The 12925-nt window shown below is 58.7% G+C and carries 17 protein-coding genes; 9 read left to right on the top strand and 8 right to left on the bottom strand.

Features of this window, described 5'->3' with window-relative positions; translation table 11 throughout:
* Positions 1-105: 105 nt before the first annotated feature.
* Positions 106-1479, bottom strand: coding sequence for a nucleotide 5'-monophosphate nucleosidase PpnN (gene ppnN, locus D8U61_RS02665; RefSeq protein ID WP_125918542.1), 1374 nt, complete (start codon positions 1477-1479; stop codon positions 106-108).
* 223 nt (positions 1480-1702) lie between these two features.
* Between ppnN and D8U61_RS02660 the strand changes: the two genes are divergently transcribed.
* Positions 1703-2230 carry a DUF3087 domain-containing protein gene (locus D8U61_RS02660; protein ID WP_038860192.1) on the top strand — a complete coding sequence of 176 codons (528 nt, stop codon included), beginning with the start codon at positions 1703-1705 and terminating at the stop codon, positions 2228-2230.
* Here D8U61_RS02660 and D8U61_RS02655 read toward each other — a convergent pair.
* A complete protein-coding gene (locus tag D8U61_RS02655; RefSeq protein ID WP_041480792.1) occupies positions 2227-2613 on the bottom strand; it encodes a DUF2784 domain-containing protein in 387 nt (128 codons plus the stop codon). The genes D8U61_RS02660 and D8U61_RS02655 overlap by 4 nt on opposite strands.
* A gap of 129 nt (positions 2614-2742) precedes the next feature.
* Here D8U61_RS02655 and D8U61_RS27740 point away from each other — a divergent pair, with 129 nt between their 5' ends.
* The gene (locus D8U61_RS27740) at positions 2743-2886 is read left to right on the top strand and encodes a hypothetical protein (RefSeq protein ID WP_164488351.1); all 144 of its coding nucleotides are present in this window, start codon (positions 2743-2745) and stop codon (positions 2884-2886) included.
* 44 nt (positions 2887-2930) lie between these two features.
* Here the strand turns inward: D8U61_RS27740 and D8U61_RS02650 are convergent, their stop codons facing one another.
* Both D8U61_RS02650 and D8U61_RS02645 read right to left on the bottom strand, forming a co-directional pair.
* Positions 2931-3203, bottom strand: a complete 273-nt coding sequence (locus tag D8U61_RS02650) for a hypothetical protein (protein WP_016775076.1) — start codon at positions 3201-3203, stop codon at positions 2931-2933.
* 263 nt (positions 3204-3466) lie between these two features.
* Complete coding sequence (locus D8U61_RS02645) at positions 3467-4147, bottom strand: SOS response-associated peptidase family protein (RefSeq protein ID WP_125918541.1); 681 nt, start codon at positions 4145-4147, stop codon at positions 3467-3469.
* Positions 4148-4344: 197 nt separating this feature from the next.
* Between D8U61_RS02645 and D8U61_RS02640 the strand changes: the two genes are divergently transcribed.
* The gene (locus D8U61_RS02640; RefSeq protein WP_130926387.1) at positions 4345-5244 is read left to right on the top strand and encodes a polysaccharide deacetylase family protein; all 900 of its coding nucleotides are present in this window, start codon (positions 4345-4347) and stop codon (positions 5242-5244) included.
* 105 nt (positions 5245-5349) lie between these two features.
* Positions 5350-5592, top strand: a complete 243-nt coding sequence (locus D8U61_RS02635; protein ID WP_016775073.1) for a DUF1652 domain-containing protein — start codon at positions 5350-5352, stop codon at positions 5590-5592.
* A 3-nt stretch (positions 5593-5595) separates the two neighbouring features.
* Here the strand turns inward: D8U61_RS02635 and D8U61_RS02630 are convergent, their stop codons facing one another.
* Positions 5596-5958 carry an NUDIX hydrolase gene (locus D8U61_RS02630; protein WP_051600742.1) on the bottom strand — a complete coding sequence of 121 codons (363 nt, stop codon included), beginning with the start codon at positions 5956-5958 and terminating at the stop codon, positions 5596-5598.
* A 218-nt stretch (positions 5959-6176) separates the two neighbouring features.
* Here D8U61_RS02630 and D8U61_RS02625 point away from each other — a divergent pair, with 218 nt between their 5' ends.
* A complete protein-coding gene (locus D8U61_RS02625; RefSeq protein WP_016775071.1) occupies positions 6177-6374 on the top strand; it encodes a hypothetical protein in 198 nt (65 codons plus the stop codon).
* A 55-nt stretch (positions 6375-6429) separates the two neighbouring features.
* Here D8U61_RS02625 and D8U61_RS02620 read toward each other — a convergent pair whose 3' ends face one another.
* Complete coding sequence (locus D8U61_RS02620) at positions 6430-6669, bottom strand: hypothetical protein (RefSeq protein WP_130926373.1); 240 nt, start codon at positions 6667-6669, stop codon at positions 6430-6432.
* 183 nt (positions 6670-6852) lie between these two features.
* Here D8U61_RS02620 and D8U61_RS02615 point away from each other — a divergent pair, with 183 nt between their 5' ends.
* Positions 6853-7188 (top strand): hypothetical protein, encoded by a 336-nt coding sequence (locus D8U61_RS02615; protein WP_024013232.1) that lies wholly within the window; start codon positions 6853-6855, stop codon positions 7186-7188.
* Between the two features lie 189 nt (positions 7189-7377).
* On the top strand, positions 7378-7983 hold the full coding sequence (locus D8U61_RS02610; protein ID WP_130926372.1) for a DUF6338 family protein: 606 nt from the start codon (positions 7378-7380) through the stop codon (positions 7981-7983).
* A 140-nt stretch (positions 7984-8123) separates the two neighbouring features.
* Here D8U61_RS02610 and D8U61_RS02605 read toward each other — a convergent pair whose 3' ends face one another.
* On the bottom strand, positions 8124-9023 hold the full coding sequence (locus D8U61_RS02605) for a LysR family transcriptional regulator (RefSeq protein WP_130926371.1): 900 nt from the start codon (positions 9021-9023) through the stop codon (positions 8124-8126).
* A 119-nt stretch (positions 9024-9142) separates the two neighbouring features.
* Here D8U61_RS02605 and D8U61_RS02600 point away from each other — a divergent pair, with 119 nt between their 5' ends.
* Both D8U61_RS02600 and D8U61_RS02595 read left to right on the top strand, forming a co-directional pair.
* Positions 9143-10510, top strand: a complete 1368-nt coding sequence (locus D8U61_RS02600) for an MFS transporter (protein WP_130926370.1) — start codon at positions 9143-9145, stop codon at positions 10508-10510.
* 30 nt (positions 10511-10540) lie between these two features.
* Positions 10541-11815 (top strand): glucarate dehydratase family protein, encoded by a 1275-nt coding sequence (locus D8U61_RS02595; RefSeq protein WP_130926369.1) that lies wholly within the window; start codon positions 10541-10543, stop codon positions 11813-11815.
* Between the two features lie 102 nt (positions 11816-11917).
* Here the strand turns inward: D8U61_RS02595 and D8U61_RS02590 are convergent, their stop codons facing one another.
* Positions 11918-12802, bottom strand: a complete 885-nt coding sequence (locus D8U61_RS02590) for a LysR substrate-binding domain-containing protein (protein ID WP_130926368.1) — start codon at positions 12800-12802, stop codon at positions 11918-11920.
* Positions 12803-12925: the final 123 nt, after the last annotated feature.

Below are 12925 nucleotides of genomic sequence, written 5' to 3'. Positions count from 1 at the left end.
GCGAGCTTGCTCGCGAAAGCGTCATCTGATTCAACGTCTCTGTGAATGAAAGACCGCTATCGCTGGCAAGCCAGCTCCCACATTGGGTTTTGTGACGGCTTGAGACTATGCGACGACCTGGTAGCAAGGCACATACGCCGCGCCGCCCGGCAACTTCATCCGGTGCTGGGCGACGAAGGCTTTGAGCAGCGCATCAAGCGGCTGCATGATCGCCGCATCACCGCGGATCTGATATGGCCCGTGTTCTTCGATCAGGCGAATGCCCTTGTCCTTGACGTTACCAGCGACAATTCCGGAAAACGCCCGACGCAGGTTGGCGGCCAATTCGTGGGCCGGCTGGTCGCGATGCAGTTTCAGGTTGGCCATGTTTTCGTGGGTCGGATCGAACGGGCGCTGGAAGCCCTCGTCGATCTTCAGCAGCCAGTTGAAGTGGAACGCGTCGTTACGCTCGCGGCGGAACTGCTTCACCGCTTTCAAGCCTTGAGTCATCTGCCGCGCCACTTCGGCCGGGTCGTCGATGATGATCTCGTAATGCTGCTTCGCCGCTTCGCCAAGGGTTGCAATGACGAACGCATCCAGCTGTTCGAGATACGGCGCAGCGTTCTTCGGCCCGGTGAGGATCACCGGGAACGGCAGACCTTCATTGCCCGGGTGCATCAGGATGCCGAGCAGGTACAGGAACTCTTCGGCCGTACCGGCGCCGCCCGGGAAAATGATGATGCCGTGGCCTACACGGACGAAGGCTTCCAGACGCTTTTCGATGTCCGGCAGGATCACCAGCTCATTGACGATCGGGTTAGGCGCTTCGGCGGCGATGATGCCTGGCTCGGTCAGGCCGAGGTAGCGACCGCCGTGAATGCGCTGCTTGGCATGGGCGATGGTTGCGCCCTTCATTGGGCCTTTCATCACGCCCGGACCGCAACCGGTGCAGATGTCGAGGCTGCGCAAGCCCAGTTCATGGCCGACTTTCTTGGTGTATTTGTATTCTTCGGTGTTGATCGAGTGGCCGCCCCAGCACACCACGATCTTCGGTTCGACGCCCGGGCGCAGGGTGCGCGCGTTGCGCAGCAGGTGGAACACGTAGTCGCTGATGCCCTGGGAATTGCTCAGGTCGATGCGCTGGCTGTCGAGTTCGTTTTCGGTGTAGACGATGTCGCGCAGGGCGCTGAAGAGCATTTCGCGGGTGCTGGCGATCATCTCGCCATCGACGAACGCGTCGGCCGGAGCGTTCAGCAGCTCCAGGCGCACACCGCGATCCTGTTGGTGAATGCGGATCTCGAAGTCCTTGTAGGCTTCGAGGATGGTCTTGGCATTGTCGACATGTGCGCCAGTGTTGAGGATGGCCAGGGCGCACTGGCGGAAGAGGGTATAGGTGCTGCCGGATCCGGCTTCGCTCAGTTGCTGAACTTCACGTTGAGAAAGGGTTTCCAGGCTGCCTTTCGGGCTGACCGAGGCATTGATTACGTGTCGTTGGGTCATGCAGTGATCCTTAAAACGATGTCATCCACAACGCAGCGGATGGCATCCGAATAGTGTGTATCCATGAATGAAGATGGCACGATCTGCGCTGTACCGCCATGTCCCCGTTGGACGCTGAAAAGATGAAAAGGAGCCCCAGCATAGCTAAAACCCGGTGCGATGCGATAATGCGCCGGCGAGTTTTTTCCGTTGCGCCTTTTGTCACTCAGGGAAGTCATTTTCGATGTTCGAGATTCAGCCGATGGACCCCGCTACCTTTCGTCAGCAGACCCGCCGCAGCACGATCATCATCGCCGTGCTGTTTCTGCTGCTGGCCATGCTGTTTTCGTCGGTTGCGGTGGCAGTGTTCGGTGAACCCGACGGGGATAACCTGCGTTTCAATGTCGGCGGCGTATTCGTGGCGTTTCTGCTGACGGCGGCGCTGTTGCGCGGGCGTTTCTGGCATCAGACCTGGATGGCCCCGGCGGTGTACAGCTGGCGCCTCAAGCGCAATCTGATGAGCATCACCAATGTCATGCATCAGGTGACAGCCGCGGTGCAGAACAACGATCCGACGGCGATGAAGGTGTTGCGTTTCTATCACCTCGGATTGCTGCAAATGCATGAGCTGGACGGCAACTCCAGCGATCATGGACAACTGCGTGACGAAGTCGAACAGCACAAGGCGCGGATGCAGGCGCAGGGACTTGATTCTGACCAGCCACGCTTCGATCCGCAGTGGCTGGAAACGTTGAAACCGGCCTCGCGTTAAAACGGAATGCGCCGGGCCCGGCGCAGTTTCCACGAGCGCAGCAGTCGTGCGTACACCAACAGGTTGACCGCCAGTACCACGCTGCCGAGGGCCAGTTGAATCTGCGGCGTCAGACCGGCCGGGTAGATGATCGGCCAGATGTAATGCTCAATGAAGCCGCCGGCGTATTCGGTCTGCCCGGCCGCGTGGCGCATGAGGTTTTCCCAGTAGGTCAATGGACAGGTCAGGTGCAATACCTCGACCGCCACGCCCCATGCGGCCGCCGGCAAGTGCAGCCACATCAAACGTGGCCAGCGCAGCACCAGCAGCCCGCCGAACAGCACGAACAAGATGAAACACAAGTGAAACAGCACCAGCCCGTCGGCGGCGATTCGGTAGAGCATGGCGTCTTCCTGACGTAAGGGTGGATGGCGCTATGGTACGCCGCGCGGGATAAAATTCCTTGGTGAATTCGGGCGCGCAAAAGTGTTCTACCCTTTAACGATCATCAACTGTTCTGAGGTGAGGTGCACATGGCAACTGAGCAAACGCGTGCGGAAGATGATGAGCCAACAGAAGAAGAAATCGAGCAGCAGAAGAGGCAGGAAAAAACCTGGAAGCACGATGACAGCCGCGAGCTGTCGGACCGCGATCAGGAGCGTCCGCTGAAACCTTGAACAACGCATACGAAGAGCCCCGCAGCAGCGGGGCTCTTCGCGTTTCAGAGGTCTGCCAACTGCGTGAAATCCGGGTAGGTCGCGCGATACCCCAACGTTCGATCGATCCACGCATTGAGCTCATTGACCATCACCGGCGGATGGCCGGGATAACCCTCGAGGGTGCTGCGCAGGGTGCGTTCGATATCGGGCACGCTGTGCAGGTTTCGGGTCTTGATGTAATGGCCGATAAAACAGTCGAGTTCCAGGCGTTCTGTCTTGGACAGATGGACACACTTCAGGCCGCTGACCTGTTTGATTGCAAAATCGTCGCTCACTTATTTCTCTGCAAGGCTTGAAAGTTGTTGATGGATTCCTGATTTCTTTGACTCTTTGGTCAACTGGTATACCAATCGGAAAGGCGGCGCGCATGCTATCCGCAGCGCGGGAAAATGTATGTATGACTGTCGAAATGTCTGACAGGCGGTTGATTCGCTCAAACGGCTGTTTTACGGGCGTTGTATCGCGGTTGAAACACTTTTTGTAACGCAGGGGACTCAGTGGCGGCGTTGCTTGATTAACGCAAGGATGGACGGATTATTTAGTCGACTCGTTCTATCAATTGCGCACCTTGATTACGCGTATTGCCGACCGCTTTGCCGACTTTGTACCATTCGAAGGCGTCACTGGGCTCGCCTTCAAACAGCAGCATCTGCTCGGCGCGCTCCACTGGCGTAGCCGGATCAAGCCATTCCCGAGCTCGCGCCGAATCGAAGACCACCGGGCGGCGGTCGTGAATATCGAGCAGGCCGCCCAGGCTGTCAGCGGTGATGATGACGAACCCGTCGTCCTCCCTCGGCGCAACCCCCGGTGCCGGAAATTGGCCGATACCGGCACAGAAGACCGGAGCCTGATCCGCCCGACGAATCAACCAGGGCTGTCGGGATTTTTCCCCGCTATCAACCCATTCAAACCAATTGTCGACCGGTACGATCAGCCGCTGCCGCCAGATCGCCCGGAAGAACGCGCCGTGGGCGACTTTCTCCACCCGAGCGTTGATAGGTGGGGCGCGATCCTTGGCCCAATGGGGGCGCCAGCCCCAGCGCAGATTGTCGGCATGAATGGCCTGCTCGTGCTGATGCAGAACCGCCAGCGCAGTGGTGGGCGCTGCGTTGTAGCGATCCAGTGGCGCGTCGCCGACGTGATTGATCAACGCATCGGGGATGCTCAGCACTGCGACGAAATCGTGAATCCCACGGTACTGCGTGAGTCTTCCGCACATGGCTGAAATCTCCTTGAGGAAATTTGAGTCTAGTCGGACCTGCCAATGTGCCGGCCGATGACGCACTGAAAGCAGCACCGGAACCAAACCCTGTGTACCTTATCCAACCTGCGCTCGCGGATAGCCGCGCAGGGATGGACAAAGGCGATGGAGGTTTGCCATTCGACAACACGACGGCCGCGGCCTCAGGGCAAGACATGACATCCGGATGCAAACTTCTTTGTGCTGCGCTCATCGCGCTCGGTCTGGCCGGCTGCATCGCCGCGCCGATTGAAATGACCACGCAAACCGAAACGCGCCTGATGGCCCAGGCCCCCGTACGTTTTCTCCTGACGTCCGACGATGGCCCCAGCGCTTCAGGGTTGTGGAATCCCACGGCGACGGTGCTCGACAGCCTCAAAAGCAATCCGCTGCAGGCAAATATCAAAGCCGTGTTTTTCGTGCAGACCCGAGCACCCAGGGCAGGCAACAGCGAGATCGGTCGCAGCCTGATGCGGCGTGAACACGGCGAGGGACATATTCTCGCTTTCCACACCGCGACTCATTGGCACACCAACCATCGCTCGCTCGATCCGCAGGAACTGGAGCAGTCGCTGACCGATGGCAGCGCTGACATCGCCGCTATCACCGGGGCGCAGCCCAAGCTGTTGCGCCCACCGTTCTGGAACTACGACAAGCGCACATTTGCGGCCTATCAAAAACACGGCTTGCATATCTTGCTCACGGACATGAGTGCCAACGACGGCAAGATCTGGGGCTTCAACGCCAGCCCTCGGCGTCGGGCGAATATGCTGCGGCAGTTATCGGAAGTGCGCGAGCGCATCGCCGTTGGTCAATTGCCGACCGTGGATGGCGTGATCCCGGTCGTGGTGACGTTCCATGACCTCAATCGCTACACCGCGCGCCACACTCGCGAATATCTGCAGATTCTGCTCGATAGCGCGGCGGCGACCGGGGTCAGACTGGCGGACAAGCCGTTCTACGACAATCAGGCCGCACTGGAAAAAGCTGCGTTGGCGCGTACGGTTCAGCAAAGCGCTGAGCCGGTGAATCTGCCCGGTATGTGGAACTGGATCTGGGATCACGACGCGCATTGAATGGCATGAGTGAGTTGTGATCGGCTTGGCATTCTCTAGCGGGCAATAAACACACCGTGGGTCTATGCTCGATGGATCGATTCTTCGCCTGCGAGGCGCCCGTCCATGCTTGCCATTGCCGATATCTGCCGGATCGTCGAGTCAGGCTTCCCCACGTTCAAGTGTGATTGCACACCGACCGGACAAGGTCTGTTGCGGATCAAGGTGTATGAGCCGGGCAGTGGGCGTGTCGAGTTGTTGCTTGACGGCGTTTCTCCCGAGCATCTGGTGACGATTCGCGATATTTCCAATTTCATCGGTGAGTTGCGAACGGAAATCAGCGCCGGTCGCCGGGCGTTCGCCGGCTGATTGTCATAAACGGCGCTGAAAGGCCTGCACGATGCGCCGTGTCGCGTCATTGGTTTCAAGATTGTGCACGGCATCGAGCGGGTACCAGATGCAATCGACGATTTCGTTCTGCGGGCGCACATCGTCGAGGTTGACCACCGAAGCCTCGTACACATGATGCCGCGTACTGCCCGCCTGAAAATCCATCAGGTACAGGACGTCCTCCGCATTGAGCCCGGTTTCCTCCTGCAACTCGCGCACGGCTGCCGCCGCACGGGTTTCCCCGGGTTCGACTTTGCCCCCGGGTAATGACCAGTGATGGCGGGGTTTGCGTACCAGGAGGATATGGCGATCCTGTTCGCAAATGACGGTGGCGCGTACTTTCATGATTGCCCTGTTGATGCGTGTCATAAATCTGTAATCAATCTGCAATATTCGAGCCGCAAGCGGATTTGAAGGTTCCCTCTTGATTCGGAGCCATTTGCGTAGCAAAAAGTGCCAGTGAATTGACATGTGCCAGGGCGAATCCGGTTTACACCGCAGCGGGGAGCGGGTGTAAGGTAAGCCCGTACACCGAAAACACCGTTGACGAAATGGAGGTGCTCATGAGCATTCCAATGCTGAACAAGCTGCACATGAACGGTTATGACGTGCTCAGCGTGAACAACGGCCCATGGCGGGTTTGCACTCAGGGCGACCGGTTGGCGTCATTCACCAGCAGGGAGGAAGCGATGGCCTATGCGGCGGCGCTTCCTGGTTACAAGCAACGCGCCAAGCGGGTGCAAAGCCAGAACGTGAATTGACGCGTTATAACGAAAGAGCCCCGGTTCGACCGGGGCTTCTTGTTTGGATCAGGAGTCAGTGCACCTTGATTCGGCTGATGGTCCGGGCTTTTACCTCCTTGGCATAGATCTGCAATCTCTCCTCGTCGTGTTGCAGGATTGTGCAAGACCGCAACACAGTCTGGGCGTCTGCCTCGTTACCTGATTTGCGCAATTGTTCGGCAATGCGCTTGAGGTCGACCGCCGACCATCTCAGGTCCGACGCCACGCTTTGCAAATCCCGTTGAAGTTCGTGTTCGTATTCATTGAGCCGCATGATCACCTCCAGAACATTCTCGGTAGAAAAGAGTAGTCGCATTTTTCCACCTGGGGCCAGGCCATCTGACGCCCGGCTGAACCGATGTAAAAAATTGTCCAAACCCCGGTAACGGCGGGGTGCCACGATGGATGTGCACGCCGTTAAACGGTACATTCACGTTTTTCGGAACAGGTAAACAGCATGCGCGTATGGATCGGCACTTTGGCACTGGCCCTGTTGACGGGTTGCTCGTTACCAGCATCGCTGGTGCCGGGCGAGCCAAACCTGAGCAAGACCAGTGACAAACCTCCCAAGGAATATGCCGCGTGCTTGTTACCGTTGTGGCAGAAGGACGTGGCCAAGACTTCGCAGACGTCGATTTCCAACGGCTACCGGATTACCGCGCCGAGCATTATCACGGCGGATGAGATTCTCGATATCGTCAAATACAAGGACGGCAGCAAAGTGTCGCTCTATCAGGGGCCGCCTTGGGCCAAGTCCGGATCGCTGCGCCAATCGGTGCGTGACTGCCTGTAACCGGGCGCCCGGATCTCAAAAAAGGCAGACACCGAAGTTCGGTGTCTGCCTTTTTTCATTGGATGGAGACTCCAGCCAAACGCTCGCAATGAGCTGTGACAGTTGCCCGCGAGGCGCAGCAGGATCCTTGACTAGGCTTTGAATGTCGGCCCGTGACGGGATCGGCATGACTGAAAGGAGTCTCGGATCATGGATGATCTGGTCAAGGACATCATTCCGCTGTTGCAGTACCTCATCCCGGGTTTTCTATCGACCTGGATCTTCTATTCACTTACGGCATTCAAGCGACCGGATACGTTCGGCCAGATCGTGCAGGCGCTGATATTCACATTTGTGATTCAGGGCGCGGTGTTGGCGGTGGGCAACCTCTGTTTGTGGATTGGCTCGAAGGGTTTTTCATTAGGAGACTGGGATGATCGGGCGCAAACGCTCTGGGCATTTATGTTTTCGCTGATGCTGGGATTGTTTGCCTGTTACCTGGCTACGAGTGACAAATTGCACGGCTGGTTACGTAAGCGAAACGTCACGAAACAATCTTCTTTCCCCAGTGAATGGTTCTGCGCTTTCGCCCAGTTCGACCGGTTCATAACCCTGCATTTACATGACGAGAGGCGCGTGTTTGGCTGGCCTGTCGAGTGGCCGTCCGAATCCAGTTGTGGGCAATTCGTGATGCAGAATCCACGTTGGGTTAATGACGATGGCAAGTCGACGCCTTTTGGTGCCGAAATTTTGCTGATAGATTCCGCGCAAGTTAAGTGGGTTGAATTCAGCCCGGTATCAGAGGGTTCATCATGACGACTGCAAGAGCACCGCGACCAATGCCAAAGCAATACGAACGCCTGTTCACTGGGCCTGACGGCAAGCCGCTGGAGGAGCCGTTGATCAAAGCCCCGAGCGCTCCGCCTCCGCTCAAATACAGGTTGCCACAATAATTTTCAGCCCCAACCCTGCACCACCGCCCGGCGAATCGCCTCCAGCAGCATCGCGAACGCCGGGTTGTCATTGTTCTCACGCCAGATCAGATGCAGCTCGCTCTGCACCCCTTCGCCCAGATCGATCTCGCGAAACACCACATTCCTGAACACCACGCTGGTCGCGCAACGCGGTACCAGCGCCAGACCCATGCCAGCGTTGACCAGCGCCAGAATCGTCAGCGACGAGCCCAGCCACTGCACGTAATCCGGCGCCACCCGCGCTGAGCGCAGCGTGCCGGTCAACAGTTCGTTGAACGGCGGATAGGCTTCATGGGAGTACATCAGGAACGGTTGTTTATCCAGATCAGCCACTGATACCTCAGATGCATTGGCCAACCGATGCCCGCTCGGCACTGCCAGCACAAATGGTTCGCGCACCAGGCATTCGGTGGCATAGCCCGGTTCCTGCAATGGCGCCCGGGCGATGCCCAGGTCGATACGACGAGCGCGCAAGGCCTCGTGCTGCTGATAGGTATTCATCTCTGCCAGATCGATTTTCACCTGAGGCTGTTTGAGTCGCGCTTCGGCGATCACCTTGGGCAGAAATTCATATACCGCGCTGCCGACGAACGCGATGTTCACCGAGCCAATGTCGCCCTCGGCAAACCGGCGTGCGGTGATCGCCGCTTGCTGGGCGCGCTCCAGAAGATTCTGCGCCTCAACGAAAAAAGCCCGGCCCGCCGCCGTCAGCGCGACGCTTCGGGTGCTGCGGGTAAACAATTCGACGCCAAGGTGATGCTCCAGCAGCTGAATCTGCCGACTCAGTGGCGGCTGGGTCATGTTCAGGCGCTCGGCGGCGCGGCGAAAGTTGAGTTCGGTGGCGACCGTAGTAAAGCAGCGCAGCTGGGTAAGTTCGAACATTGATCTAATCCGGGTATCAATCGAATGCCTGTTTAGATTAGACGGGATCAATGCGCGACGTCCATGATCGGCTCATCGCTTCAAGTCATCCCTAAAAAAACAAGATCGGGAGTCGCCCCTTGAAAACCCTCCAGAGTCCGACGGACATCACGGTGCTCGCCCGCGCCGCCGCCAAGGTCAAACGCCACGTGCTGCCGCTGTTCGTGGTGATGTTCATCGTCAACTACATCGACCGAGTGAACATCGGTTTCGTGCGCAGCCATCTGGAAACCGATCTGGGTATCGGCGCAGCGGCTTATGGACTGGGCGCCGGGCTGTTTTTCATCGGTTACGCACTGTTCGAAGTGCCGTCCAACATGCTGTTGCAGCGCTACGGCGCGCGGGTCTGGCTGACGCGGATCATGTTCACCTGGGGCGCCGCAGCCATGGCCATGGCGTTTGTTCAAGGTGAAACCAGTTTCTACGTGCTGCGCTTTATTCTCGGTGCGGCCGAGGCCGGGTTTTTCCCGGGGATCATTTATTACTTCACCCAATGGCTGCCGGCGTCCGAGCGCGGCAAAACCATGGCGGTGTTTCTCAGCGGCTCAGCGATTGCCTCGGTGATTTCCGGCCCGGTATCCGGTGCGCTGTTGCATATCAGCGGACTGGGCATGCACGGCTGGCAGTGGATGTTTCTCATCGAAGGCGCAGCGTCGGTGGTGCTGTGTGCTTTCGTCTGGTTCTGGCTGCAATCGCATCCGCGTCAAGCCAAGTGGCTGAGCGAGGAAGAGCGAGACGCACTGGTCGCGGCGATTGCCGAGGAGCAGCGCGCTCGCGAAGCGGTACAAGTCGCCAAGCCGTCGATGTTCAAGCTGTTGGCTGACCGACAGATCGCGCTGTTCTGCTTCATCTATTTTTCCATTGCCCTGACCATTTACGGCGCGACGTTCTGGTTGCCGAGCATGATCAAGAAGATGGGTAACCTCGGAGATTTCCAGGTCGGGCTGCTCAATTCGATTCCGTGGATCATTTCGATTGTCGCCATGTATGGCTTCGCAGCGATGGCCGGCAAATGGAAATTCCAGCAGGCCTGGGTCGCGCTGACCTTGGTGATCGCGGCGGTCGGTATGTTCATGTCGACCACTGGCGGGCCGGTGTTTGCCTTCGTCGCCATCTGCTTCGCCGCTATCGGTTTCAAAGCAGCGTCGGCGCTGTTCTGGCCGATTCCGCAAAGCTATCTGGACGCGCGCATCGCTGCGGCGGTGATCGCGCTGATCAATTCCATCGGCAACCTGGGCGGCTTCGTCGCGCCGACCGCGTTCGGCATTCTTGAACAAACCACCGGCTCCATCGAGGGCGGCCTGTATGGCCTGGCGGCGACTTCTCTGATCGCCGCCGTGGTGATCTTCTTCGCCCGCACGGCGCCTGGCGCCAAAGGTAAAACCCCGGCAAAGCCAAGTGACGAAGCCGCCGTTGTGGCGCCGGCTCGTCCGGCTGCGAGCCACTGAATCGATTGTTGATCTGTCAGGAGCGTTATCTTGAAAATCACCCGTGTCAGCGTCACCCCGATTGCCTTTCGTGATCCGCCACTGCTCAACGCCAGTGGCATCCACGAACCCTTTGCCCTGCGCTCGATCATCGAGATTGAAAGTGACAACGGCTACATCGGCCTCGGCGAAAGCTACGGCGATGCCCCGGCGCTGGCGATCCAGCAACAATTGCAGAGCCAGTTGATCGGCCTCGACCCGTTCAACCTCAATCAATTGCGCGCGATCGTGCAGGCCACCGTGGCGGCAAATAAACCGGCGAGCATTGCTGGCGCCGAACTGGCCCCCGGTTCCCACGCCAGCAAAGCGGTGAGCAATGCCTACTCGGCATTCGAAGTAGCGTTTCTTGATTTGCAGGCGCACTACCTGAACGTGCCGCTGGTGGACCTGCTCGGCGGCGCGATCCGCGATGAAGTGCCGTTCAGCGCTTACCTGTTTTTCAAATACGCCGAACATATCGACTCGCCCTACAAGCCGGACAACTGGGGCGAGGCGCTGAGCGAGCAGCAGATTGTCGCGCAGGCAGCGCGGATGATCGAAGCGTACGGATTCAAGAGCATCAAGCTCAAGGCCGGCACCTTGCCGCCGGAGCATGAAGTGGCTTGCATCAAGGCACTGAAAAAAGCCTTTCCGGGATTGCCGCTGCGCATCGATCCGAACGGCAACTGGTCGCTGGAGACGGCGATTCGCATGGCCGAACTGCTCGGCGATGATCTGCAGTATTACGAAGACCCGACCCCGGGCCTTGATGGCATGGCTGAACTGCACAAGCGCACCGGTCTGCCCTTGGCGACCAATATGGTCGTCACTGATTTCGACGAGTTCCGCCGCAGCGTTGCGCAGAACAGCGTGCAAATCGTCCTCGCCGACCACCATTACTGGGGTGGCCTGCGGGATACGCAGACACTGGCGAAAATGTGCGACGTGTTCGGCCTCGGCGTGTCGATGCATTCCAATTCGCACTTGGGCATCAGCCTGATGGCCATGGCGCACGTTGCGGCGGCAGTGCCGAATCTGGATTACGCCTGCGACACCCACTACCCGTGGCAGGAGCCGGACGAGGAAGTGATCAAGGGCGGCAAGCTGCCGATTGTCGATGGCTGCGTGAAGATCACCCGTGCGCCGGGGCTGGGTTTGGAACTGGATTACGAGCAACTGGCCAAGCTGCATGATCAGTACCTGACGTGCGGGATTCGCCAGAGGGATGATGTGCGGCAGATGCAGCGGTACAAGGCGGATTGGCGGGCGGTCAAACCGAGGTTTTAAGGTCGTTGCGACTGGTTTCTTCGCGAGCAGGCTCGCTCCCACAGTTGGCATACATTTCCCTGTGGGAGCGAGCCTGCTCGCGAATGGCCGCGACGCGATCCTTCAGAGCGTATGAACCAGCCAATCCCTGAACGCCTTCAACGAAGGCAGATTCTCATTGCGCGGCGGATACACCAGGTAATAGCTGCGTCGGCTGGTAATCGGCTCGCCCAGTTGCAGCAATTCGCCCTTGAGCAATTCCTCCTCGACCAGAATACGCGGCACCAGGCCGACGCCGATATTGGCGCGTACTGCCTGAATCAAGTGCGAGGTCATTTCGAAGCTTGGCCCGATCCGCATGCTGCGATGCGGCAGTTGATGATGGCTGAACCATTCCGCCCATGCCTGGGCATTGCTGCTGACGTTGAGCAGCAACTGCCCGGCCATGTGTCGCTCGGCCTCGTCGCGTTCAGTCGCCGACAGCTGCGCGCCGGCAATCGCCACCAGTTCTTCGGTGTGCAGGGGCAGGGCGGTCAGGCCTGGCCACTCACCGCCGCCGACACAGATGGCCGCGTCGATTTCGCTGGTGTCGAAGTCGATGGTTTCGATCCGCGAATGCAGGTGCACGGTCATGCCCGGGTGCGCCGTGTAGAAATCCTTCAACCGTGGCAGCAGCCATTTCGAACCGAAGGTCGGCAGCGTCGCCAGGCGCAGGCTATGGATGCCCGAACCAAATGCCATCGCCTGCAAGGTTGCGCTGCGAATCTGTCCGAGGGCTTCGCTGAGCTCGCGCTGATACATGCGCCCGACATCCGTCAGCACCACCTGCCGGCCTTCGCGGCTGAACAGGCGCATGCCGAGCATCTTCTCGAGAATCTGAACCTGGCGGCTGACCGCGCTCTGCGTCAGTGACAGCTCATGGGCGGCGCGGGTGTAGCTCTCGTGGCGAGCGGCGGCCTCGAAAGCCAGCAGCAGCGACATGGACGGTGTGAGGGTGCGCGGATTCATTCGTAAAACTCATCGATAGCGGGTCGAAATTACGCTTGTTCCATGGCTAACCAGCAATGAACATGGGCGCAATCAGATGGCGGAGCCTGACGCAATCATTCGTTGCGCACAACTGTTCACCGC

It is taken from the genome of Pseudomonas sp. Sample_14 (assembly GCF_004307515.1).
GTDB classification, from domain to species: Bacteria; Pseudomonadota; Gammaproteobacteria; order Pseudomonadales; family Pseudomonadaceae; genus Aquipseudomonas; species Aquipseudomonas atacamensis.
Note: the sequence above shows the minus strand (reverse complement) of the source record. Positions and strands in the feature narration are given on the sequence as shown.